Source organism: Aeromonas sp. sif0611, assembly GCF_019218845.1.
GTDB classification, from domain to species: domain Bacteria; phylum Pseudomonadota; class Gammaproteobacteria; order Enterobacterales; family Aeromonadaceae; genus Aeromonas; species Aeromonas media.
Genome location: NZ_JAHUWU010000003.1, coordinates 24,051 through 47,845, shown reverse-complemented (window position 1 = coordinate 47,845; position 23,795 = coordinate 24,051). Strand labels below are relative to the sequence as shown.

The window sequence follows — 23,795 nt, the reverse complement described above, 5'->3', positions numbered from 1 at the left end:
GTGTCGCAGCGGGCATCCTGCCCTTGATTAGCGCCCGATCAATGCGGGCAATCGTTCGCGCCAGGTGTCATGCCAGACGAGCAACTCCTCGCGTGGCATGGGGCGGGCGGAGAAGAATCCCTGGCACTGATCGCACCCCAGCCTGGCCAGCAGCCGCCAGGTGGCCTCGTCCTCGACTCCCTCTGCCACCGATTTTAACCCCAACTTGCGCGCCAGTTCGATACTGGATTCGATGATGGCGAGGCGGGAGGGATCCTCATAGCAGCGATCGACGAAGGATCTGTCCAGCTTCAGCTCGGTGAACGGCAGCAGGGCGAGCTGCTGCATGGAGGAGTAGCCGGTCCCGAAGTCGTCGATGGAGAGGCCGAAGCCGTGCATCCGCAAGCGGGTCAGCACCTCCAGCGACTTGCCGAGATCCTTGACGAAGGCACTTTCTGTCACTTCCAGTGTGATGAGCTCGGGGTTGATGCTCCAGCGCTGGCAGTGATTGAGCAGGGTATTGCACAGATCCCCCTCGATCAGCGAGGTGGTGGAGAGGTTCATCGACAGGTTGAGGGAGAGTCCTGTCTTCTCCCACAGATGGCCGTCGCGCAGGGACTTGCCGATGATCACCTCGGTCAGCGGATCCATGAGCCCGTTGTGCTCCGCCAGCGGGATGAAGCGGGCCGGCGAGATGAGCCCATATTCGGGATGCTGCCAGCGGGCAAGCGCCTCCATGCCGACCCACTGACCGTTTTCAAAGCTCACCTTGGGCTGATACCAGGGCAGCAACTGATCCTGCTCCAGGGCCCGACACAGCTCATCCAGGCTCAGGTTGTGACCGTCCTCCTCCTGGCTGCGCACCTGCTGGGGCTGCCAGGCGCCGATCAGCTGCGCGATCTGCTGATGGCTCGCGGGTTTGTCGATACGCCCCAGCACCTGCAGGCCGTAGGCACGGCTCATGCGCAGTACGGCGTCGACCACATCGTCCTCCAGTGCGCTGCACAGCACTATGCCGCCGCGAAAACCGCCCAAAGAGAGGCGACGCAGCAGGGCCATGCCATCCATGCCGGGCATCCGCAGATCGCAAAACAGGATGTCGACCTGGTGGTGCTGGCACTGGGCCAGTGCCTCCTCCCCGTCCTGAGCCTCCAGCAGGTTAGCGTAGCCAAGTCCGCGGATCTGATGCATCAGGGCCTTGCGCTGGAAGTTGTGATCCTCCACCACCATGATCACCCACTCATGCCGTGCACTATTCATCGAGCCATAACCCCGTTTCACCTCTGATAGAGTCCATCAATACCTGTACCGTCTGACTCAGCTCACCGAGCCTGTCCAGCTGCTTCAACCTGGCCGCCGCCTCCAGTCGGGCAGCCTCCTCCGCCAATGCCTGCTGTCCCACCATGCGAGCGGCCCCCTTGATGCGATGCGCCGTCTCCACCAGCGCCTGGGTATCCTGTCGGGCCAGAGCCAGCATCATGTCCTCCCCATCTTGCCGATTGGCCTCCAGATATTCGCTGGCCATGCTGCGAGCCACCGCCTCCTCCCCAAACAGGGTCAACCAGCTGATGCCCGACGCCTGGGCCCTGGCTTGTCGGGGGGCCACTGACTCATGCTGCAGCGCCAGAGCCGGCAACCAGCGAGCCAGGGTCTGACGCAAGGTCTCCAGGCTGTAGGGCTTGAACAACATGTCGTTCATGCCCGCCCCCCGCATCTGCTGACCGGCCTCCTCCGAGGTGTCGGCGGTGACGCCTATGATGGGCGCCTCGTCACCGGCCGCCCGCAGGGTGCGCGTCAGGGTATAACCATCCATCACTGGCATGTGGCAGTCGGTCAGCAACAGGGTAAATCCCTGCCCCTGCCAGGCACGAAGCGCCTGTTCCCCATCATCCACCACCTCGGACTCGAGCCCCAGGATGGCGAGCTGACGGGTCAGCAGCGCACGGTTGACGGGATGATCGTCCGCCACCAGCACCCTGCCCTTGAGCTTATCCCGCTGTATCTGTATCGGCCGACTGGATCGCTCGCTCGACAGTTGGCGACAGGTCTCCAGCAGCAGGTCGGGATAGATGGGCGACTGGCCGAGCCGCCACCAGGCGTCGCTGCCCATGCGGCCGCGCAGTGCTTCGTGGGGGGAGAGTACTATGCCCTTGAGCGAAGACTGCTGCAAATACTGCAACCAGCCACCACCGAAAATCTGCTCCATATGACCCTCTTGAGCCAGCAGGTAGCCATCCAGAGGCTGGTGCCACTGGTCGGCGGTCAGTCGGTGGAGTCTGGCGCCGAGTTGTTCCATCACCGACTGCACCACCTCATCCTCACCGCACCACCACCACACTTGGCCGGCCAGCGGCGGCGCATCCCACTGACACTCGGACAGGGGCATCGCGAAAGTCACCGTGGTGCCCACCCCTGCCTCGCTCGCCAGCGTCAGGCTCCCACCCATCTTCTGGGTCAGCTGATGGCAGATGGCGAGCCCAAGCCCGGTGCCGCCAAAGCGCCGGTTGATGTCGGACTCCACCTGCTTGAACGGGATGAACAGGTTGTCCTGCTTCTCCCGGGCGATGCCTATTCCCGTATCCCGTACCTGCAAGCTCAATCGATGGTCGTGGTAGCTCACCCGGATGGCAATCTCCCCCGCCTCGGTAAACTTCACCGCATTGCTCAGCAGATTGGAGACAACCTGGCCCACCCGCACCGCATCCATGCTCGCCTGATCCGGCACCTCCCGCCCCCACGTCAGCGCCACATTGAGTCCCTTGCCATAGGCCAGGGCGGCATGCCCCCGGATGACGTCACAGATGACCGAGGTCAGTCGGCAAGGATGGGGGTGCAATTGCAACTGCCCCGCCTCCATCTTGGAAAAGTCCAGGATGTCGTTCACCAGATAGAGCAGGTGATTGGTGGAGGTCGAGATGTTGCGCAGCATGTAGCGCTGATCGTCATCGAGATGGCTCATCTGCAACAGCTCCAGCATGCCGTGCATGCCGGAGATGGGGGTGCGCAACTCGTGGCTCATGGTGGCGAGGAACCGGCTGCGCACCCGGGTCGCCTCCTCCGCCACCCGCCTCGCCTGGCGCAGCTCCAGCTCCTGGCGTTTCAGGTTCGTGATGTCCTGCACCACCCCGTTCAGAATGACGCCCTCGAGCCCCTCCTGCCGCACGAAGTGACCCCGGATCTGCAGGTAACCCGATTGCCCCTGGCGCTGGATCTCCACCTCGAGATCCAGCGGTTTCATGGCCCTGGCATGCTCCTCGACTGTGTCAACGAAGTCCTGATGGGCCTGCCCCGCCAACCCGAGAATCGTGGCTCCGGTGCTTGCCGTCTGCACCGGTTCATCTTCATAGCCCACTATCTCTCTGAGGCCCTGGGAGGTGTAGAGGAAGTGCCCATTGCCCGGCCCCAGCCAATGGTACTGGTAAACCAGGCCCGGCATGCTGTCGGTGATCTGGGTGAGTCGGGTCTGGGCCTCCTGGGCCGCGAACCGCGCCTGTTCCAGCTCGGTCACATCGGTCAGCACGGTCAGGATCCCGAGTCGCTTGCCGCCGGGGCCGACGAACAGGCGCTTGGTGTAGATCATCTGATGTTCGACACCGTTGGCGAGCTGGATCTCGCCGCGGCCATGGAGCTCCTCGCCACTCTCCCAGACCCTGGCATCCTCCTCGATCACCCTGGCCCGGATGGCCTCCGGCAGCCTGTCCTGGAGCAGTCGCTCATACGAGCCGTTCAGGTTCTCGCCCCCCAGGAACATCTGCCGATACGCCAGATTGGTCATCGCAATTTCATAGCGCTCATTGGTCAGCACCACCTGATTGGGCAGGGCATCGAGCATCATCTGGACAAACATCAATTGCTCTTCGAGCCGCCGCTCCGCCTCCCGCCGCTGGCTGATCTGGCGGCGCAGGGTCCGGTTCCAGCCCACGAACAGCAGCAGAAAGAGCACGAAGATGCCCCCGCCCAGGGTGGACCAGAGCAGCACCTTGTCGGGATCCAGTCCCGTCTGTATGGTCAGGGAGAGCCACTTCTTCTCCAGGGCGGCCAGCTCCGCCGGCGAAATGGAGAGCAACACCTTGGTCAGGATCTGCTGCAACATGGGATCCTGCAGATGGGTTGCCATGGCGATGGGAACCCGCAGTTCGTTGCCGGAGAAGACCACCTGATAACGGTCGCTGAATCCCTTCTTCAACGACTCTTCCAGGGTGGTCATGCTCATCAGCACGTAGTCGACCTGCTGCCGATCCAGCTGGGGCAGCAACTCGGGATCGCTCGCGACCGCCACGGGCTCGGCCCCCACCTCGGTCAGCAGCGTTTTTTCCACCGAGCCCCCCACCATGCCCACCCGGTGTCCCTTCAACGCCCTGGGGTTGGTCAGCTCGGCCATGCCTCGCCTCGCCACTATCACCCGGTTGAGAGAGGCATAGTTCGGCGTGAAACGGGCAAACTGCTGTCGTTCGGCGGTCGGTGTCATGGCCGGGATGACATCCAGCTTGCGAGCCTGAAACAGATCCAGGGTCTGGGCCCAGCTTCGGGTCTGTACCAGGGTGAACTGCAGACCGGCGCGCTGGTTCATCATCGCCAGCAGATCGGCAATGAGCCCCTTGAGCCTGCCCCGATCGTCAATCTCACTCATGCCGGGCCAGTCCGGGGCGACCCCGTACCTGATCACCGGATGCGCTTGCAGCCACGCCTGCTCCTGCGCGTTGAAGACAATCTCCCTGTTCCCTTTCACCAGGGCATAGTCGACGATGCCGCCAGCTTCCAGGATGCCGCGACGCTCCAGCGGGGAGATGTCCTCAAGGGCCCGGTCCAGCAGCCCCTGCAGTACCTCGCCCCCAGGGGCGACCGCCATTGCGAGCGAGGTATCCCTCATCCAGTCCACCGTGGTCAACGTCATGCCCGCCATGGCTTGCAGGCGGCTCAGCATGGGCAACTCGGCCAGATAGGCATCCGCCTGCCCCTCCTTGAGCATGAAGATCGCTTCATCCCGGCTGTCCACCGTCACCAGGTTTGAGATGCCGAGTCGCAGCAACTCATCGCAAGCGCTGACACCGAAGACGCAGACCCAACGCACCCCATAGGCCTCCTCCAGGGAGAGACTGTCCCGTCCTCCGGTCAACAGGACGGCGCGCGGCAGCGCCATCAACGCGGAGGTAAACAGCATCTGCAGCTTGCGTGTCGGGCTCGGTGCCACGCCGATCACCATGTCGACCTTGCCATCCAGCAATGCCTGCTGGACCCCTGCATTGTTGGCATAGGCCTGGTAGCGCAGCTTGAGCCCCAGCCTGCTTGCTATCTGCGAGGCAAATTCATCCAGAGGGCCGGTGAAGTTGCCCCGGCCATCGGTATAGACATAGGGAGGCCAGGCCGTCGCCGGCATGCCGACCACCAGCTCGTCATGGACGGCGAGCCACTGCTGTGCGGCTGGCGTGAAAGTGCTTCTGTCCAGTTGCGTCGAGGCCGCCATCACCACCAGGCTACAGCAGGTCAACCAGCACAACAGGATGAGACGGTAAAACATTGTTAGTTCCTAATAAAGCGAGGGCGATAGCAGGTCAGAATCTCAGGGCAAGGTGAGAACACTGCGAGTAAAAATAAAGCCAGGCTCTCACCTTGCTTGAAAATGTCGCGTTTTCGCGCAGGTCAGGGGTCCTTCCCTGAGCATTGTTACAATACCACCAGGCAGCAGTACCGCATGAGTGGTTTCTTGATATCAAAAATCCAGGAGAGTGCCATATTCAGTGACAGGGATGGGCACAGCAATACGTTCCCTGACCCAACATAAATCCATTGCTGACAGCGAAGGCGAAATGCTCTTTATGTTCAAGACCATGCACTATGGTTTGCTCACCGCCCCATGCATTGAGTATGCGTCTTAGCTCAGTAGCATCCCCCCTGCTAAATGCAGCTTCAAAAAAATTGCTGTCTATCTTTACCCCATCAATATATGGGTGAAAGGATTTTGACATCTGCAATGAAGGCCATTCATCATCAGCAATCATCCAGAACCGTACGCCTAATGACTTGAGTTTTATAATATTATCCAGCGCAATGTCGGACGACTCGTTCATGATCGTCTGCATCTTCACGCCGACATTGACTCTGAATTGAAAAACAAATGGAATAAAGTCTTTCCATGCCGATCTGGTATCCAGCAAACTAGCCGCCGCATCAATAAACAACCCTCGATAGGACAATGCATCCTGCCGATTCAATTTTTGAAAGAACTCCAGTTGTCGTATAAAAGACATTCTTTCATCGCTGTGATTGTTGAGCACACTCCCATTGTTTTTTAGGATGCGTTGCTTGATTTCAAAAGAAAAGACATCGCCGCTATTGAAATTAACTATCGGTGTTAATGTATGCCTAACAGAGCCAGGGCATTGACTGATTGCCATAGTCATCAAATTCCTCCATCTCAAACCTTGCAAGACGTGGATAAAACATGCCTCAACTTGACCAAGGTAACTATGTACCGGCAATCAAGGTCCGTTTTTATCACTATGCTCCTGATCCCAGAAAGGGGCACCTGCACCGTACCTTCACATGCGGTTAGTTCACGCCTGAGATGGATTGGCAATGTGTCTCTGAAAATCAGGTAGCCACGGTTTCTTGTCAAAGATATGAGCTAATTCATTTCTCTGTTTCCATATTTATGATGCGGTGGTACAACCGCCGGCACATTCACTGGATAACATCACGTGACTTCTCAAGTCGATGACAATGTTTTTCTGTATTCTTCAAGTACAACGCTTTTCTCCGACCTTGAGTGCCCTCGAACCATGCAAAGGGATGCTCATCATTCGAGCAAACCACTGTACGGAAACTGAACGAATGACCAGATGGCGACCCTGAATAGAAAAGATGCATTATGATCCACATAATTCACACCAATTTAAATGACAAAGAAATCAAAAAAACAAAAAATTTAAAATGTCGATAAAAAACAAATACATAAATGAAAATCAAACAGAAAAAAGCCCCGAACGAGACGAATTTATAATCTGAAAACCAAGTATTGAAAGTATAAAAAACCTTTTGTTAAAGAGTTACCCGCATTACGAAACATAAATACAACAGTGAGCGCACTCGATGCCTGTCGGTGTCACATGGTTTGAAGAGGTCATTCTGGAAACCATCATCTGCGATCGGAATGAATTTCATAGCGAGGTATATCTCACCGAAAGATTTATCTTCCTCTGAGATTGCTTTATACCGATTTGGGCCGTGCTGCGAATGATGACGGCTTCTATCAGAAAAGAAAAATGGCAGGCCCGGGCCTGCCATCCACAAGTCGGGGGCCGAAGCCCCTCGCCTCAGGTTATTCGATTCCCGAGTCGGAAACCGGTTTGAAACTCCCGCTCACGGACATGAGCGACCTGCACATTGTGCCCTTCCAGCCCGATGTCTTTGAGCAGGGCGGGAGAGAGATGCAGATAGCTGACGCGACGTTCCAACCGGGTGATCCGTTTTTGAACCAGGGTTTCGACGTGGCGCAGCAGGGCGAGTTCGATAGACATAATATTCTCCAGTTGAACGTGCGGTTCTCCCGGAGAGAGGACATCACCCTGCGGGACAACCGCGGGTGATGAAAAGGCAGGTGTTACCTGTTCCCTCCACGCGGTAAATAAAGAGCACGAGTCTTCGCGCTGCCATTGCAGCGATCGAACGCAACGTTGAGCATGGAATGTTGCATGATCGTCTCCTTACCGTGTGAAAGTTGAACAAGTTGCCACAGTCTAAAAAAACACCGAATTTTACGCAATATCACCCCCACCCATATGGGTGGAATGCGGCCACAGCCGACCTCGGTCAAATCCCGGACAACAGCCTGAACTCCTCCAGCGCATAGGTATCCGTCATGCCGCTGACGTAGTCGAGCAAGAGCCGCACCCTGTAGTACCACTCCTGCTCGCTACCCTTGTCGAAGCGCGGATCCCGGCTGGCCACCGCCAGCCGGTATGCCTTGAGATGGCGGGCCGACAAGCGGTGGAACAGCCGCCGGGCGAAGAACAGCTCGCTCCCGCCGTTGCTGGCCAGCAACCGCTCGAACTGCGCGGCCGGCAGTGCCAGCAGGCAGGAATAGGTGGAAAGCACCCCACGCAGGGCGGCATGGCCTTCCAGCTCCAGCGCCTCCACCTCGGGGCGCATGAATACCTGCTCGCGGGCCACACGTTTGAGGGTATCCAGCACTCTGGCAGCCGGTGCCTGACCGTGCAAGAGCGCCCTGGGGTAGGCGCCGCTCAGGATGGCCTCGTGGTCGCTCACATAGGTGTGGGCCGCGAGCGCCACCAGATCCCGAGTCAGATGCTGACGGAAATGGGGGAAGAAGCCCCTGCCGGATGCCAGCGCCTCCTCGAGCAGGCTGGCCATGTAGCCCCCCTCATCGGCACCGCGCAGCGCCACCAGCAGCTCGCCCTGGGTGAGGATGCGCCTGTCCACCGCGTCTTCCAGATCGGCGATGCAGTAGGAGATGTCGTCCGCCGCCTCCATGATGTAGACCAGCGGATGTCGGCATCCCGGCGCCAACCCCAGACTCTGGCCGAGGGCGCGATAGAGAGGCTGCTCGCTGAAGAAGATGCCGCGCTTGCTGGTCCAGCCATGGTGCTGGCCATAGCCCTGGGGATTGTGCAACAGGGGCTGCTGCGGGTATTTGCACAGGGCCGCCAACTGGCCCAGGGTCAGGTTCATCTCGTGCAGACTGTGCACCAGTCGCAGGCTCTGGGCATTGCCGTCAAACACCAGCAGGTCCTGGCGAAGCTCGGCCCACTGCGGGCTCGGCAACTGATCATGGGCGCTGGCAAACAGCTCATCCAGCGACTGTGCCAGCCACTGGCTCATCACCTGCTCGCCGAAGTGGCCGAACGGCGGGTTGCCGACGTCGTGCAGCAGGCAGGCCATCTCCACCAGGTTGATGAAGGCCCCTTCGCAGACGGTGCCCGCCGGCAGGGCCGCCAGGATGCGCCTGCTGATCTGGCGACCCGTCTCCTGCACCTCCAGGGAGTGGGTGAGACGGCTGCGCACCGAGGCCTTCACATCGAGCGGAAAGACCTGAGTCTTCTGCTGCAGGCGGCGCACCGGCGCGGCCTGCACGATGCGAGCGCGATCCTGCTCGGTCGCCTCCAGCAGCTCTTCGCTGCCCCAGGGGTGAATGCGCGCCGGGGTAATCAAACGGCTATACATGGTGCGGCTCCTTGCCAGCGACGTCCGTCAGGTTCACGACAACAACCAGCGCCGCAAGCGGGCGATATCGCCGGGGTATTCACGGCGCAGCGTCTCAATCCAGTCCTCCACGTTCTCCCACCAGGCGGGGTGATCCGGGCTCTGGATAAGCTGGGCTGTCTGCTGCAGGCGGCGCAGGCCGATGGAGCCCGCCGCCCCTTTTATCTTGTGCGCCTCCTCCACCACGCCGGCCTGATCCCTGGCAATCATGTTGGAATCGAGCACCGCCATGTAGTCCGGCATCATCTTCTCGAACAGATCCACGCTGGAGAGCAGCACCGGCTTGCCGACCGTACTGGCGTAATCGGTGAGGAAGGGCAGATCCAGCAGCGCATCCTGGTTGCCCGCGTCCGCCTGATCAAAGGCCTCGTCGTCGGCGAGATCCGCAAACAGATGACCTATCACCTCCCGCACGGCCTTGGAGCCGAGCGGCTTGTTGATCACATCCTGCATGCCGTGATCCCGGTAGTACTGGCGATCGCCGGTGGCGTTGGCGGTGAGCGCCACCATGGGGGGCAGGCTGTCGCCATAACGCGCCAGCAACTGGGCCGCCACGTCGAAGCCGGTCATGTCCGGCAGCTGGATGTCCAGCAGGATGAGGTCGAAGTCATCCGGGTTGGCCATGGCCAGCGCCTGGGTACCGTCCCGCGCCACCTGCACCTGATGACCCAGCTTGTTGAGCAGGGCGCAGGCGACGGTGACGTTCAGCTCCACATCCTCCACCAGCAGGATATCCAGGGAGGGCATCTCGGGCTCCTGCGGGGTCACCTGCGGCTCGACACAATCCACCTCCAGCTCGGCAGTGAAGCAGGAACCCTCACCCGGGTCACTGTCCACGTAGAGTTGGCCGCCCATGGCCTGCACCAGCTGACGGGAGACGGCCAGCCCTATGCCGGTGCCGGTGGCGTGCTTCTTGCCCTGCACCTGATAGTACATGGCGAAGATCTTCTCCTGCTGGGCCCGCGGGATGCCGACCCCGGTGTCTTCCACCTCGAAGTGCAGCGCCAGCTTGCCCGGTTCATCGGCAGCGTGGGCGAGGCAACGCACCGTCACGCCACCCTCGTCGGTGAATTTGACCGCATTGCCCACCAGGTTCCACAACACCTGGCGCAGCCGGGTGCCGTCAGCCATCACGAACTGCGGCATGTCGCCGTCCCGATCGAAGTGCAGGTAGAGCCCCTTCTGCTCCGCCTGGATGCGCGACAGCATCTCCAGCTCGTCGAGGAAGGCGGGCAGGTCCATGGGGGCAGGTGCTATCTCGAGGCGGCGGCGGTCAAGTTTGTCGAGATCGATGATGTCATTGAAGATGTTGCCGAGCGTCACCGCGCTCAGGTGGATGGTCTTGAGCTGCTGCTGCCGCTTGGCATCGAGCGGCGTGTCCATCAGCATGCGGCTCAGGCCGACGATGCCGTTGAGCGGCGTGCGCAGCTCGTGGCTGATGGTGGAGATGAAGGTGGTCTTGTCCCGGCTCGCCTTCTCCAGCTTGTCCTGATACTGCTTGCGCTCTGTGATGTCGCGGCCAAAGCCGAGCAGGCCGAGCCGCTTGCCGAACCTGTCGAAGAAGGGCACCTTGCGCAGCTCGAAGTAGGCCTTGCGGCCATCGGGGTACTCCAGCCACTGCTCGTAAGTGAGGGGCTCGTTGCTGGCGAAGACCTGCTTGTCCGTCTCCACCACCTTGCTGGCGATGTCGTGCTTGTAGACGTCGAACGGCGTCAGCCCGATGAGCTCAGCCTCCACCTTGCCGGTCAGCTCCTCCATGGCGCGGTTGCAGCCGGAGAACTGCTCGTCCTCGTTGCGGTAGTAGACCAGGTCCGGAGAGCAGTCGATGAAGGAGCGCAACAGGGCGGTGCGCTCCCCCAGGTGCAACTGGGCCTTCTCCCGCTGGAACACCTCGTTCTCCAGATCTTCTATGGCTTGCTGGCGCAGGGTCTCGGCCCGGTTGGTCTCGGCTATCTGGGCATTGAGGCGGCTGATGTTCTCCTGCAGCTGGCTGTTGAGCTCGAGATCGCGCTCGCGCATGTCCTGCAGCTTGCGCACCATGCGGGTCAGCCGCTGGCGGGAGTCCTCCAGCTGATCTACCACGATGGAGAGGAAATAGACGGCCCAGGGGGTCACCAGCAGGCCGAAGAAGACAGAGCGCACCAGGTCGACGATGTCCACGGTACCGCGCAGAAACAGGGTCACCCCCATCTGGATGGAGACCGCCAGCACTATGATCGCGGTCGCCAGGAACATGCTGAAGCGCACCAGTCCCAGCTTGGTCATCAGGTCGACATAATATTGCGCCCAGGATTTGATTTGCTTCATCTCGTTGTTTTCTCCCCGTTATTGCGCAAACAGAATACCAGTACGGCGCCCTGAACTCTTGCCCGTTGCACCTTAAATTATTGATTAACGTCACACTCCGACTGGGGTAGCATTCCCGCCTGAGTCAGTCAGCTCCGGTTCAGCAAAGGATCCCGAGCCGCACTGCCACCCTTGTCATCCCTTGTGTCAGGAGCACACCCCATGCGCAATCATGTCCTGTTGAGTCTTGGTCTGCTAGCCGCCAATGCCGCCCACGCCGATCTTGGCGAGATCCCCAGAGAGTCCGGCTGGTCCGGTTTCCTGCTCGGCGGGGTCAACGTCGTCAGCTACGAGTCCAACTTCTACGCCGGCGATGACAACCACAGTCGTATCAACGACCTCGGCTCTCCCGACAGCGAGAGCGGCCTGACGCCGCTCATCAACGCCGACATCCGCTACACCTTCGCCGACACCCGCACCCAGGTGTTCCTCGGCAACCTGATTCAGGATGCGGTGCGCTTCGACTTCACCCAGCAGCTGGGCCTGCGCCAGGAGATGGGCGACAAGGGCATAGTGGCCACCTCCCTGGTGTTCAGCGCCATGCCGGTGGAGCTGTGGAGCGATCCCTTCGCCACCAAGGTAGATCGCAGCTCGACCGACGTGAAGTCGAAGGGCGTGCGCTTTGCCTGGGACAAGATCTGGGGCAGCCACTTCTACGGCACCCTCACCACCCGGGAAGTGGATCTGGACGAGGAGCGCAGCGGTCAGCAGTATGACCAGACCCACGGCACCCAGTATGCCGCCATGCTGAATCGCAACGGCAAGGTGCACGACATGGCGCTCTCCTACCAGTTCCACTTCGGCGGCAATCAGTTGCTGGAGCCAGCGATCCTCTACAAGCAGGCCAGGCTCGACGGCAGTGCCGAGAGCTTCGACAACACAGGGTTGCAGCTGACTTACGCCAAGCGGGGCCCGCAATGGTCCATTGTCAGCAACCTCTATGCCGGCAAGCGCAAGTATGACGAGGCGAATCCCCTGTTCGGCCAGCGTGCCGATGCAGACGAGTTCGCCATCAACGGCACCTTCTTCTGGCACAACCTGTTCGGGGTCAAGGCCCTGGCCGCGACCTTCACCGCCGCTTACTCAGGCGCCGACTCCGACATCGACTTCTACGATACCCAGGCCACCCGCTTCAGCACCGGCTTGCTCTACAACTTCTAAGCCAAACCCTGTCGAAAACAGCGAGGCCACCCCAGGGGTGGCCTCGTTTTTTTCGCTTTCTGACTGCCTTAGATGCCGAGGGAGTCCAGCAGATCATCGTGCTCGTTGCTCGCCGGGGCGACCGCCTGGGCCGGCTTGGTCGCCGCCAGCTTGGCCTGGGCGATCAGCTCGTCCGGATCGACCTCCTCCTGCACCCCACCATCGTGAATCCGGATAAACTCGGTCCTGTCCATGGCCAGCTCCAGATAGAAGATGTTGTTGCTGGCGGTGAAGAAGGTGACCCTGCGGGTCTCGGGGTTGTCGAGGTTGGTGTCGACGCTCAGCATCACCTGCTTGTTGAGGGCCAGCATCTTGGGCTGGTTCTGGGTGATGTGGGTCTGCAACTCGCGTCCCACCTTGGTGGTGAAGCTGCCGACGATCTGGTTCATCAGCTCGCCCATGACGTTGCTCACCTCATCCGAGGTATGGGAGATGGCGAGATCCTCCTTGGAGAGCCCCATGCTGAGCATGTAACGCTCGTAGAGCTCCATGGCGGCAGCGGCGGAGAAGTTGATCACCACCAGCCCGGAGAAGCCCCCGTCAAACAGCACGAAGCAGCCGATGTCCGGCTTGAGGCAGGTCTTGCTGATCCGTTGCACCATGCCGGAGAAGCGCACCTGGGTCTGGGTCGCCGCACTCAATACGCTCGTCACCGAATTGCACAGGCTCAGCAGCACGTCCTCTGTGGTCAATACGGCATCATCCTCGGATCTTGTCACTATCATGGAACCTTCCTGCTGATCGAAAAAATAGGCTTGTCTGTCTCACCGCCCATGTCATCACGCGCGCGTCCGATACGCTAACAGATTGCGTGATCCCGGTGTTGAAACCGCGAGCCGCCTCTCACTTGACCGTATTGTCAGTCAGAAACGGCTGGAATCCACCCAGGGTGGCCAACCGGGCTCGCCAGTTATCGGCCTGCTGTCGCAAATCTTGTGTCTGATAGGGGATGGTGGGATGTGCTCCCCAGATGGGACCGGGCCAGGCGGCATCCGAGCTGAAGCGGGCGACATGATGCAGGTGCAACTGGGGCACCAGGTTGCCGAGCGCCGCCACGTTGATCTTGTCCGGATTGAGCGCCTCTTCCATCAGGGTGGCAACGGCGCAGGACTCCTGCATCAGCTGTTGCTGCTGCGCGGGGGCTAGGTGGTGGATTTCACGCAGGTCGGCGACCCTGGGCACCAGGATGAGCCAGGGATACTGGCTGTCTTTGGCCAGCAGCACGCGGCAAAGGGGGAGATCCCCGAGTATCTGGGTATCCGCCTGCAGGCGGGGGTGCAATGCAAACATGGGGCCTCGCTGGTCAACATGGGCACGTCAGGAGATGAGTGTACCCACGTTACTGCAACGGGGGGCAAACTTAAAGCCGGGGCACGGCCCAACCGATGAAGCGCTTGCGAAGATCGGGATCCGCCCGCAGGAAGAGTTGCTGCAACTGCCCCTCCAGTTCGCTGGCAGGTACTGAAGGGGCCTGGGCCGCCGTCGCCGCGGCCGTGGTCGCCACGGCGCCGGTCGCCAGCACCGCCTTGCCCGTGCCGCGGTTGTACTCCATCAGCCTGGCGTGCCAGTCCATGCCGATCTGCATGCCGTTGACCACCAGGGCCTCCTGCTGCACCTTCAGGGGCTTGTCCCCCACCAGCAGGCTCACGACCGGCGCCTTGGCGTAGCGCTCCATGCCTTTCTCGTCGGTGGGCACCGCGGCCTGCAGGCGCACCGACTGGCCGCTGGCCTCATAGCGGATCACCTGGGGCTCGGAGCGGATCTGGCGATCGTTGTCGCTGCTGTTGCGACTCGGGATCACCCCCTCATAGCGCACCAGCAACTGCTGCGCCCCGTCGGCCAACACCCCATGCCGCTCGTCCTGCACCTTGCCGTCGCTCACCGCCAGGATCTGGAAATCCCCGGGGACCTCGACCCTGACCTCGGCCTGCACCGCGCCAGCACACAACAACATGACCCCAACCCAACCCTGATGACCCTTCATTCCCGTCTCTCTCTGCTCGCTATGATGGGCGCAGGCTAGCAGCCAAAGATGACAGAAAAATAACGCGAGCCAGCCTCTCAGAGCAGGTAGTGGGGCCGCTCGGCAAACCACTGAGCCAGCACCTGCTTGAACAGCCGTATCTTGCGCGGCACCCGGCGCTGCTGGGCATGGAGCACATGCAGTGGGTGCAGGCCGGTCTGCCAGTCCGTCAGCACGGCCACCAGCTCGCCCCTGGCCAGACTCGTCTCCACCAGCATCAGCGGGCACTTGGCAAACCCCATGCCCGCCCGTGCCAGCTGCAGCACTGTGCTGTAGTGGTTGGCCCGCACCTTGCCCTGCACCAGGATGTGGGCCTCCTCCCCTGCCTTGCGAAAATGCCACTGCTCCCAGGCCGGGTTGTGCCCCTGGCGCAGGCAGGAGCGCCCTCCCAGCTCATAGGGGGTGGCGGGGAGCCCCTCCCGTGCCAGCAGGGTTGGGCTCGCCACCACCACGTCTTTCAACTGCCCAAGGGGCAGCGCCACCAGGTTGTCCGGCACCTGATCCATGGCGCGCAGGGCGATGTCATTCTCCCCCTGACTCATGTCGATCATGGCGTTGGTGAAGTTGAGCTCCACCTCGACCCCGGGGCAGAGCACGGCGAAGCGCGCCAGCAGCTCGCTCACCATGGCATCCCCCGTGCTGACCGGGCAGGTGAAGCGCAGGCGACCACTGTCCTCCTCGGTCAGAGCCTGGATGTCCTGCTCCGCCTGACGGGCAAGGGCAAAGATCTGCCCCGCTTGCACATGGAGGGTTCTGCCCGCCTCGGTCAGGCTGAGTCTGCGGGTCGTGCGCTGCAACAGTTGCGCATTGAGAGCGGACTCCAGAGCGCTGACGTGGCGGCTCAGCATCCCTTTGCTCACCCCCAATGCATCGGCAGCGGCGGAGAAACTGCCCCGCTGCACCACCTCGTAGAAACTGCTCAGATGGGCGATCTCCATCCATTAGCTCCAATATGGAAACAATGGGTTTATCTTAAGCGCTTTTTCTCCCTTTTCATCCAGCTATCATCAACACATCCCAACCAGGAGCGATAGAGATGAAGATTGTGATTGTGGGTGCCTCCGGCACCATAGGTTCCGCCGTCAGCGAGTTGCTTGCCAGAGACCACCAGGTGATCAGGGTTGGCCACAGCCGGGGGGATGCCACTGTCGATATGACGGATGGTGCCTCCATCGCCGCCCTGTTTGCGGGCATCGGCCGGTTCGATGCTCTGGTGGTCGCCAGCGGCAGCGTGGCCTTCAACGCTCTGACCGAGATGACGGACGAGCAGTGGCAACTGGGGCTCCAGAGCAAACTGATGGGCCAGATCAACCTGACCCGGGCCGCCATTCCCCATCTGAATGACAACGGCTCCATCACCCTCATCAGCGGCATACTGAGCGAGGAGCCCATCAACTGGGGGGTGAGCGCGACCACCATCAACGGCGCCATAGAGCACTTCGTGAAGGGGGCCGCCTGCGAACTGCCGAGGGGCCTGCGCATCAACGTGGTGAGCCCCACCGTGCTGGAGGAGTCCATGGACAAGTACGCCGACTTCTTCCCGGGCTTCGTGCCTGTGCCCGCCGCCCGGGTGGCGCAGGCCTACAGGAAGTCGGTGCTGGGAGTGCAGACCGGCCAGATCTTCCGGGTCAATGGCTGAGGCCTCCCTCTCTCACTGCCAGATGCCAATAAAAACGGGCCCCGTCATGGGGCCCGTCTGTTTGCCGGCTTGCTGCCTTCACCGCCGGCAAACGTTTGTGCGCCGGTGGCAAAAAAAGGCGGTCAGCCTCAGTCGATCAGCCCGTACTGCTCCCGCAGTACCTCGATGATCTCCTGCTTGGGATTGGCACTGCGCACCAGCTTGTGACCAATGACCTTCTCGGCGATCCCGACGTAGGTGTGGGAGATGTCCATCATCACCTCGGTGGGCAGCTTGTTGTCCCGGGCCAGGGCGAAGCGTTCCGGCATGCGGTTCTTGTTGAGCAGGATGTCCGGATCCGGGAAGTGATTCAGCAGCCACTGGCGGAAGCCCTCTTTGGACTTCTCGACGATCTCGCCCTGACGCAGGGCCGCGCCGTCCCAGATACGGGAACTATCGGGGGTACCCACTTCATCCATGTAGATGAGCTTCTCGTTGCTGGCGGCATCCTGGACATAGCCAAACTCGAACTTGGTGTCGACGAAGATCTGATCGAGCGCGGCCAGGGCCTCGCTGATGACGTTGAAACCATCCTTGAGCAGCGTCTCGTAGCGGTCGATGTCCGCCGGGGAGCGGAAACCGAAGGCCTGATGGTGGCGCGCTATGTCGGCACGGGAGACGTTGACGTCGTCCGCTTCCGGCACGCCATCCAGCCCCTTCAGCACGCCCTTGGTGGAGGGGGTGATGAGGATCTCGGGCAGCTTCTGATCCTTCTTCAGCCCCTCCGGCAACGTGATGCCGCAGAACTCCCGCTCGCCGTCCTTGTAGGCACGCCACATGGAGCCGGTGATGTACTGGCGGGCGATGGCTTCGATCATCACCGGGCGGGCCTTTTGCACTATCCAGACGAAGGGGTGCGGTATGTCCAGGATGTGGCTGTCCGCCAACCCCTTCTCCTTGAACAGCTTGAACCAGTGGCTGGAGATGGCATTGAGTGCAGCGCCCTTGCCCGGCACGCCGTTCAAGCCATCCACACCCTGCCAGATGCAGTCGAAGGCCGAGATGCGGTCGCTGATCACCATGAGGGCGAGCGGTGTATCGGCCGGCACATCATAGCCTTTCTCTCTTATGAGCCGGGCACTGTCTGCGGGGGTCAACCAGTAGACGCTGCGCACTTTGCCGGAATGGACAGGTTTATCGGTACGGATCGGCAAATCGTCATTCACCGCCAATACTTGATCTGCAAGACTCATGGCTAATAACACTTCCTGTTGTGGGACTGACAAGACAGGCGCATCAGGCTCCTGTCTACGAGGGATTCATTCAAGCGAAGCAGCGCCAGGCCTCTCTGCCGGGGCAGGCTCCCAAGAGGGCCTCTGCGCAAACTCCACATAACAAAACAGGGGCACCAGGCCCCTGTTTCTATTCTGCTTTCGCAGCCTGATCGGCCACGCCTTTGGCAAACGCCTCGGACAGGCTGATATACATCTGGGAGATGACGCCGGATGCAACCGGCTTCTTGTCCTTGTCGAACAGGGTGATGGAGGTCTTGCCTCCGGCCATCTCGCCCAGCTGGAAGCGATACTTGTCTTCCTCCAGCTTGAACGGCTCGGCCCCCTTGGCCTGCCAGAACTCTGCATCGGGCTCGTCATACTCGACGTCGATCCAGCCCAGGGACTGCTGGGTATCCTTGATGGTGAAACCGTAGGCCGGCAACACCTGGTTGAGGCGGCGCCAGACCTGCTCGAAGGAACCATCGGCAATCCAGGCGCTCAGCTCGTTGTTGTCCAGACCCAGCTCCAGACCCATGCCATCGTTGGACTTGTGCTGTTCGCGGGCCTTGAGCTGCTTGTCGTAGTAGAGGGAGAACTGGTTCAGTGCCCGGGTCGCATAGCGCTGGGCATCGGCCGGGGTCAGCACTGTGCTGGTCTCGCCGTCGATGGTCTCTTCATGCTCCAGCACCCGTACCGACATGTTGACGGCGTGACGCTGCACATCGTTGCTAAGGGTGAACTGGTAGCGTTGACGGATACGGAAGTCGTCGTCCTCCTCCGCCCAGCCATCGAGGGCGGCGGAGTTGTCAAACCAGCCGGTCTGCAACACGCCGGCCTGCTGCTCCAGCTTCTCTGTGGTGACCTTGTGCTGGGCCAGGAAGTTCATCAGGAAGGCCCAGGTATCGCGCTCCACGCTCTGGCTGGTGCTCAGGGCATAGAAGGCCAGGGTCGGTTCGCTGGCCTTGGCCACCACCTGACTGCCAGGGACCACCGTCAGCAGCTGGGCTGGCGGACGCACGTCCACCTTGGCACCGATGGCACCTTCGCGGCTGCTCTCCGGCAGGGCCGGGATGTCGAAATTACTGTTAAAGGCGGGGGTACTCAACCCGGAGGGCACGAGGAAGGCGCGACCTTCGAGGCGGCTCTCTTCATACTCGAAGCCACGGTTGGCCATCTTGCGATCCTGGGGTGAGCTACAGGCTGCCAACACGGCAACAGTCGCGACACTCAGCACCAGGCGCACTGCATTTCCCTTTCCATTTGCTTTAAACACTCGCCATCAACTCCGCAGTCGTCAGTGCTCGCGCCATCGCCTGTTCCCCCTCGGGGGTGAGGTCGGTCAGCGGCAGGCGCAAGGTCGCCGTCGCCATCAATCCCAGTCGGGCACAGGCCCACTTGACCGGAATGGGACTCGGTTCGCAGAACAGAGTCTGATGCAACGGCATCAATCGATTGTTGATGTCATGAGCCTGCCCGGCATCACCGGCCAGCGCAGCACGACACATGTCGGCCATCTGGGGCGCCGCAATATTGGTGGTGACCGAAATGACGCCATCGCCCCCTTGCAGCATAAAATCACATCCGCTGGCATCATCGCCACTATAAAGCGCGAAATCCGGCCCGCACAACTCGCGCAGCAGCGGGGTGCGGCTCAAATCCCCCGTCGCCTCCTTCAAACCGATGATGCCGGGAACCTTGGCCAGACGAGCCACGGTCTCCGGTTTGAGATCGCAGCAGGTGCGACCGGGCACATTATAGAGAATTTGAGGCAGACCACTAGCCTCGGCGATCGCACAATAGTGACGATAGAGACCTTCCTGGGTGGGTTTGTTGTAATAAGGGGTCACCGAGAGACCCGCCACCACGCCGGCTTGGGCGAAACGCCTGGAGAGGGCGATGGCATGGGCTGTGCTGTTGGAGCCGCAGCCCGCGATGACCGGAATGCGGCCAGCGGCGAATTCGACGGCTTTTTCCACGACGGCGATATGTTCCTGCTCGCTCAGGGTGACCGACTCTCCCGTGGTGCCCACCGCGACTATGGCACTGGTACCGGCGCCGACATGATACTCCACCAGGGCCGCCAGACTGGTCCAATCGATGTCACCCGAGGCCAGCATGGGGGTAACGAGCGCAACAATACTACCGCGTAACATGGATATTTCTCCCGATTTTCAGGGGCGTAATGGTAAAGCTGCCCCTTTTGAAAAACAAGGGAGGCAAGGGACAAGCCGTGTTACCATCCGCCACAAAACGTATGGATGCACGAGGGCAGGAGAGAGCCCGGAGCAGGGCGTCATGCCCGCCAAGCGCTCGCTTTCACCGCATTCGCAATAAATGGACGAGAGACGATTTATGACTCACTACCTGGTCGTAACGGCCATCGGCACGGACAGGCCTGGCATCGTCAATGAGGTTACCCGTCACGTCAGTGGCTGCGGTTGCAACATTGTCGACAGCCGTCTTGGCATCTTCGGTAACGAATTCACTTTCATCATGCTGTTGTCCGGTGACTGGAACAGCTTGATGCAGCTTGAGATAAGCCTCCCCCTGCGCAGCCAGGAGTGGGATCTCATCACCATGATGAAGCGCACCGAGCGCCACCACTCCCTGCAATACGACATCAGCGCCAGCGCCGAGGTGCTGATCCGGGATCAGCCGGGCATCGTAAGCCAGTGCACCCAGTTCTTCAGCGATCACGGCTGGGATATCCAGGCCATGCAGACCGTCACGCTCGAGCAGCAACCCTTCAACCTGCTCAAGGCCAATTTCCAGCTCAATCAGGCCAAGCAGGGCGAGGCGGCGGACTCGAAGACGGCCTTCGCCGATTTCTGTCGTGAACTGGGTGCCGAGTCATTCGAGTTCATCGTCAATCACAAATACGCCTGACGGCGTTTATCCGAGGAGACCCCATGCAACCACTACAAGTTGGTACTCAGGCCCCCGATTTTTCCCTCCCCGATCAGGATGGTCAGCAGGTCAGTCTGTCCTCCCTGCGGGGCAAGAAGGTGCTCATCTATTTCTATCCCAAGGCGATGACCCCGGGCTGCACCACCCAGGCCTGCGGCCTGCGCGACGTCAATGCAGAGCTGGCCGCCCTCAACGTGGTGGTGCTCGGTATCAGCCCGGATCCGGCCAAGCGCCTGAAGAAGTTCGAGGAACGCGATAGCCTGAACTTCCGGCTGCTGGCCGATGAGGATCACGCCGTGGCCGATGCCTTTGGCGTCTGGGGCCCGAAGAAGTTCATGGGCAAGGAGTATGACGGCATCCATCGGCTGAGCTTCCTCATCGATGAGGAGGGCAAGGTGGCCCATCGCTTCGACAAGTTCAAGACCAGCGATCACCATCAGGTAGTGCTCGATCTCGTCAGGGGCTGAGCCCCGCCAGTTCAGACACGACAACAGGGCCTGCAGATGCAGGCCCTGGTCGTTTGCACCCAACTCTGCCACGCAAGAGCCGGGGATGTCCTGCCAAATGCAGCGCCCCTATTGCGCCCTCCTTCCCGTTTTTCTCGCCAACCTCCCCTATCAGATCAAAAAATTTATCCTGGATATGGGTTAACGTGACCCCAGATTCATTTTCCAGCGAGACAGCCCATGAACATGAGCCATACCGAACGCCTGATCCTGAGCAACCAGTACGAGATCCTGGCCAAACTCAATCCGGAGAAGGCGGCGTTTTACCAGCGGGCCAGCACCATAGTCGAGCGTGGCTACTGCCTGCAGATCCTCGAGCTGGAGAAGAGCTTCGGCCACCTGGATCTCGCCACCTGCCAGGAGGTGCTGGACACCCTGGAGCTACATCATGCGCTGGCCATCTCCTGGGGCAACCTCGACGCTGGTACCCGGGCCGAGGTGAACGAGAGTCGCCTGGCCTTCAACGGCTACAGCCGCAGCCAGGAGCGGGAACTGGCGGATTATGTCTGCTTCCTGCTGGAGGTGGACAAGCGCTTCCCCGAGCTACCCTGCCCCTGCGACGAGCTCTCCAGCGACATCGCCATGCGCGACAAGTACCAGCGCATGCTGGCGGCCTGGCGTCAGTGCCCCCGTCAGTACAAGCTCTCCATTCAGGAGATCAGCAAGGTACTGGCCGCCTGAATATGAAAAAGGCGCCTGAGGGCGCCTTTTGCTCCCCTGCCGGGGTTATTCGTAGAGGAAGGATTTGTCCAGCTGCTTGAAGGCGGCGTTGAGGGTATCGGCCAGCTCCTCGTAACGGGGGCGGGCCACCAGCTGACGATGACCGCCCTGCTCGTTCATCTTGCCGTTGATCTCCCTGTACCAATTGGCAAGGGAGGGAGGGAGCCGGGTATCGGCACGCTGGCCGAGCCAGTAATAGCCTTGCAACGGCAGGCTGAGCAGGAAGAGCACGGAGGCCATCACGGAGGGCCAGTAGTGCAGCTCGCCGAACTGGAACTGCAGCATGACGCTGAGCACGGCGAGTGCCGGGATGACCCTGAGGGCGAACTCGGTGGCCTTGATCACCCGATTCTCCGGGAACATGGAATTAAGCTCGGGACGGCGCGGCCAAAGAGTCATATAATGACGGCCTTGCTGTAATTTAGTTCCAAAAATGTTCATGCTCATACTACCTCCGAGCTCTTTTTGAACGTATTAACGGCAAAACCTCGACAATATTTGAGAGGCAATAACAAAGGTTGAGGATGACTTTGTTATTTTTCAACAATCAGGTTATCCTTTGTACGCCCAATTTTTACGCCAGTGGTTTGCTGCTGGCCTGTCAGGGACGTCAGAATTCCGGGTCTTGTATCACTATACAAGGGGCAAGCAACAGATTGCCAACCCTCATAAGGATAAGTTGATAGTTTTTGGACGCACCGCGTCCGGCGCATCCTCCAACCCAACCCAATCTGCGATAGGATTTATTCATGAGTAAGCTGGTTCTTGTTCTTAACTGTGGCAGCTCGTCCCTGAAGTTTGCTGTCATTGACGCAACCACCGGTGATGATCTGCTGTCCGGCCTGGCCGAGTGCTTCAACCTCGACGACGCCCGCATCAAGTGGAAGCTCAACGGCGAAAAGGGTAGCGCCGATCTGGGTGCCGGTGCCGCTCACCAGGAAGCGCTGGACTTCATCGTCCACAAGATCCTGCCGCTCAACCCGGAACTGTCCAAGAACCTGATCGCCATCGGCCACCGCGTGGTACACGGCGGCGAGCAATTCACTTCTTCCGTGCGGATCTGCAATGACGTGATCGCCGGTATCGAAGCCGCCATTCCTTATGCTCCGCTGCACAACCCCGCTCACCTGATCGGTATCCGTGCCGCGCTGAAGGTCTTCCCTGAGCTGGCCGAGAAGAACGTCGCCGTGTTCGACACCGCCTTCCACCAGACCATGCCGGAAGAAGCCTTCCTGTACGCCCTGCCGTACAAACTCTACAAAGAGAACGGCATCCGTCGCTACGGCGCCCACGGCACCAGCCACTACTACATCAGCCTGGAAGCCGCCAAGCAGCTGAACAAGCCGGTGGAAGAGCTCAACATCATCAACTGCCACCTGGGCAACGGCGGCTCCGTCTGCGCCATCAAGAACGGCAAATCCGTCGATACCTCCATGGGCCTGACCCCGCTGGAAGGCCTGGTGATGGGTACCCGTTCCGGTGATCTGGATCCGGCCATCATCTTCTTCCTGCACGACAAGCTGGGCATGAGCGTCGCCGAGATCAACACCATGCTGACCAAGGAATCCGGCCTGCTGGGTCTGACCGAAGTCACCTCCGACTGCCGTTTCGTTGAAGACAACTACGACAGCAAGGAAGAAGCCAAGCGCGCCATGGACGTGTACTGCTACCGTCTGGCCAAGTACATCGGCGCCTACGCCGCCGCCATGGACGGTCGTCTGGATGCCGTGGTCTTCACCGGCGGCATCGGCGAGAACTCCGCCCCGATCCGCGAGATCACCCTGGGCAAGCTGGGCCTGCTGGGCTTCGACGTCGACCACGACGCCAACCTGAAGGCACGCTTCGGCAAGGGTGGCGAGATCACCAAGGCTGGCTCCACCAAGGCCCTGGTTATCCCGACCAACGAAGAGTGGGTCATCGCCCACGACGCGCTGGAACTGGTCGGCGCATAAATTAGCTGTAGAGCAAGGCCGCCCCAGGGCGGCCTTTTCCTGATCCCAAAA

20 protein-coding genes are annotated in these 23,795 nt (G+C 60.5%); 6 read left to right on the top strand and 14 right to left on the bottom strand.

All coding sequences use genetic code 11. The features are described 5' to 3' along the window. Positions 1–27: 27 nt before the first annotated feature. From KW824_RS09410 to arcB, 6 genes are all read right to left on the bottom strand, one after another. On the bottom strand, positions 28–1,239 hold the full coding sequence (locus KW824_RS09410; RefSeq protein ID WP_171272536.1) for an EAL domain-containing protein: 1,212 nt from the start codon (positions 1,237–1,239) through the stop codon (positions 28–30). Continuing rightward, positions 1,232–5,497, bottom strand: coding sequence for a transporter substrate-binding domain-containing protein (locus KW824_RS09405; protein ID WP_218409640.1), 4,266 nt, complete (start codon positions 5,495–5,497; stop codon positions 1,232–1,234). Before KW824_RS09405 ends, KW824_RS09410 begins: the two co-directional genes overlap by 8 nt. Positions 5,498–5,714: 217 nt before the next feature. After that, a complete protein-coding gene (locus KW824_RS09400) occupies positions 5,715–6,380 on the bottom strand; it encodes an EAL domain-containing protein (RefSeq protein ID WP_218409639.1) in 666 nt (221 codons plus the stop codon). A gap of 912 nt (positions 6,381–7,292) precedes the next feature. Beyond that, on the bottom strand, positions 7,293–7,496 hold the full coding sequence (locus KW824_RS09395) for a hypothetical protein (RefSeq protein WP_005328210.1): 204 nt from the start codon (positions 7,494–7,496) through the stop codon (positions 7,293–7,295). Positions 7,497–7,788: 292 nt separating this feature from the next. After that, the gene (dgt, locus tag KW824_RS09390) at positions 7,789–9,159 is read right to left on the bottom strand and encodes a dGTPase (protein WP_043130497.1); all 1,371 of its coding nucleotides are present in this window, start codon (positions 9,157–9,159) and stop codon (positions 7,789–7,791) included. A gap of 33 nt (positions 9,160–9,192) precedes the next feature. Further along, positions 9,193–11,505 carry an aerobic respiration two-component sensor histidine kinase ArcB gene (arcB, locus tag KW824_RS09385; RefSeq protein ID WP_005323804.1) on the bottom strand — a complete coding sequence of 771 codons (2,313 nt, stop codon included), beginning with the start codon at positions 11,503–11,505 and terminating at the stop codon, positions 9,193–9,195. Positions 11,506–11,706: 201 nt separating this feature from the next. Here arcB and KW824_RS09380 point away from each other — a divergent pair, with 201 nt between their 5' ends. After that, positions 11,707–12,705: a DUF2860 family protein gene (locus KW824_RS09380; protein ID WP_218409638.1), complete on the top strand. Its 999-nt coding sequence runs from the start codon at positions 11,707–11,709 to the stop codon at positions 12,703–12,705. 68 nt (positions 12,706–12,773) lie between these two features. Here the strand turns inward: KW824_RS09380 and KW824_RS09375 are convergent, their stop codons facing one another. From KW824_RS09375 to KW824_RS09360, 4 genes are all read right to left on the bottom strand, one after another. Next, entirely contained in the window at positions 12,774–13,469 is a 696-nt protein-coding gene (locus KW824_RS09375) for a DUF3334 family protein (protein WP_005323808.1), read from the bottom strand. 118 nt (positions 13,470–13,587) lie between these two features. After that, positions 13,588–14,034 (bottom strand): HIT domain-containing protein, encoded by a 447-nt coding sequence (locus KW824_RS09370; RefSeq protein ID WP_041206363.1) that lies wholly within the window; start codon positions 14,032–14,034, stop codon positions 13,588–13,590. A 70-nt stretch (positions 14,035–14,104) separates the two neighbouring features. Next, positions 14,105–14,728: a DUF2057 domain-containing protein gene (locus KW824_RS09365; protein WP_218409637.1), complete on the bottom strand. Its 624-nt coding sequence runs from the start codon at positions 14,726–14,728 to the stop codon at positions 14,105–14,107. A gap of 77 nt (positions 14,729–14,805) precedes the next feature. After that, positions 14,806–15,705, bottom strand: coding sequence for a LysR family transcriptional regulator (locus tag KW824_RS09360; RefSeq protein ID WP_171272544.1), 900 nt, complete (start codon positions 15,703–15,705; stop codon positions 14,806–14,808). Between the two features lie 98 nt (positions 15,706–15,803). Here KW824_RS09360 and KW824_RS09355 point away from each other — a divergent pair, with 98 nt between their 5' ends. Then, positions 15,804–16,406 (top strand): short chain dehydrogenase, encoded by a 603-nt coding sequence (locus KW824_RS09355; RefSeq protein ID WP_218409636.1) that lies wholly within the window; start codon positions 15,804–15,806, stop codon positions 16,404–16,406. Between the two features lie 128 nt (positions 16,407–16,534). Here KW824_RS09355 and KW824_RS09350 read toward each other — a convergent pair whose 3' ends face one another. The 3 genes from KW824_RS09350 to dapA form a co-directional block, all read right to left on the bottom strand. Next, on the bottom strand, positions 16,535–17,638 hold the full coding sequence (locus KW824_RS09350; RefSeq protein WP_218409635.1) for a phosphoribosylaminoimidazolesuccinocarboxamide synthase: 1,104 nt from the start codon (positions 17,636–17,638) through the stop codon (positions 16,535–16,537). A 169-nt stretch (positions 17,639–17,807) separates the two neighbouring features. Further along, positions 17,808–18,932 carry an outer membrane protein assembly factor BamC gene (gene bamC / locus KW824_RS09345; protein WP_218409634.1) on the bottom strand — a complete coding sequence of 375 codons (1,125 nt, stop codon included), beginning with the start codon at positions 18,930–18,932 and terminating at the stop codon, positions 17,808–17,810. Further along, the gene (gene dapA / locus KW824_RS09340; protein WP_218409633.1) at positions 18,925–19,812 is read right to left on the bottom strand and encodes a 4-hydroxy-tetrahydrodipicolinate synthase; all 888 of its coding nucleotides are present in this window, start codon (positions 19,810–19,812) and stop codon (positions 18,925–18,927) included. Before dapA ends, bamC begins: the two co-directional genes overlap by 8 nt. A gap of 199 nt (positions 19,813–20,011) precedes the next feature. Here dapA and KW824_RS09335 point away from each other — a divergent pair, with 199 nt between their 5' ends. The 3 genes from KW824_RS09335 to KW824_RS09325 all read left to right on the top strand — a co-directional run bounded on the left by KW824_RS09335 (position 20,012) and on the right by KW824_RS09325 (position 21,753). Then, on the top strand, positions 20,012–20,545 hold the full coding sequence (locus KW824_RS09335; protein WP_025328154.1) for a glycine cleavage system protein R: 534 nt from the start codon (positions 20,012–20,014) through the stop codon (positions 20,543–20,545). 23 nt (positions 20,546–20,568) lie between these two features. Then, on the top strand, positions 20,569–21,033 hold the full coding sequence (gene bcp / locus KW824_RS09330; RefSeq protein ID WP_182786312.1) for a thioredoxin-dependent thiol peroxidase: 465 nt from the start codon (positions 20,569–20,571) through the stop codon (positions 21,031–21,033). Positions 21,034–21,252: 219 nt separating this feature from the next. Continuing rightward, positions 21,253–21,753 (top strand): YfbU family protein, encoded by a 501-nt coding sequence (locus KW824_RS09325; RefSeq protein ID WP_005323826.1) that lies wholly within the window; start codon positions 21,253–21,255, stop codon positions 21,751–21,753. 45 nt (positions 21,754–21,798) lie between these two features. Here KW824_RS09325 and yfbV read toward each other — a convergent pair whose 3' ends face one another. Then, positions 21,799–22,239 carry a terminus macrodomain insulation protein YfbV gene (gene yfbV / locus KW824_RS09320; RefSeq protein WP_025328157.1) on the bottom strand — a complete coding sequence of 147 codons (441 nt, stop codon included), beginning with the start codon at positions 22,237–22,239 and terminating at the stop codon, positions 21,799–21,801. Positions 22,240–22,541: 302 nt separating this feature from the next. Between yfbV and KW824_RS09315 the strand changes: the two genes are divergently transcribed. Further along, complete coding sequence (locus KW824_RS09315; RefSeq protein ID WP_005323830.1) at positions 22,542–23,744, top strand: acetate kinase; 1,203 nt, start codon at positions 22,542–22,544, stop codon at positions 23,742–23,744. Positions 23,745–23,795 lie beyond the last annotated feature (51 nt).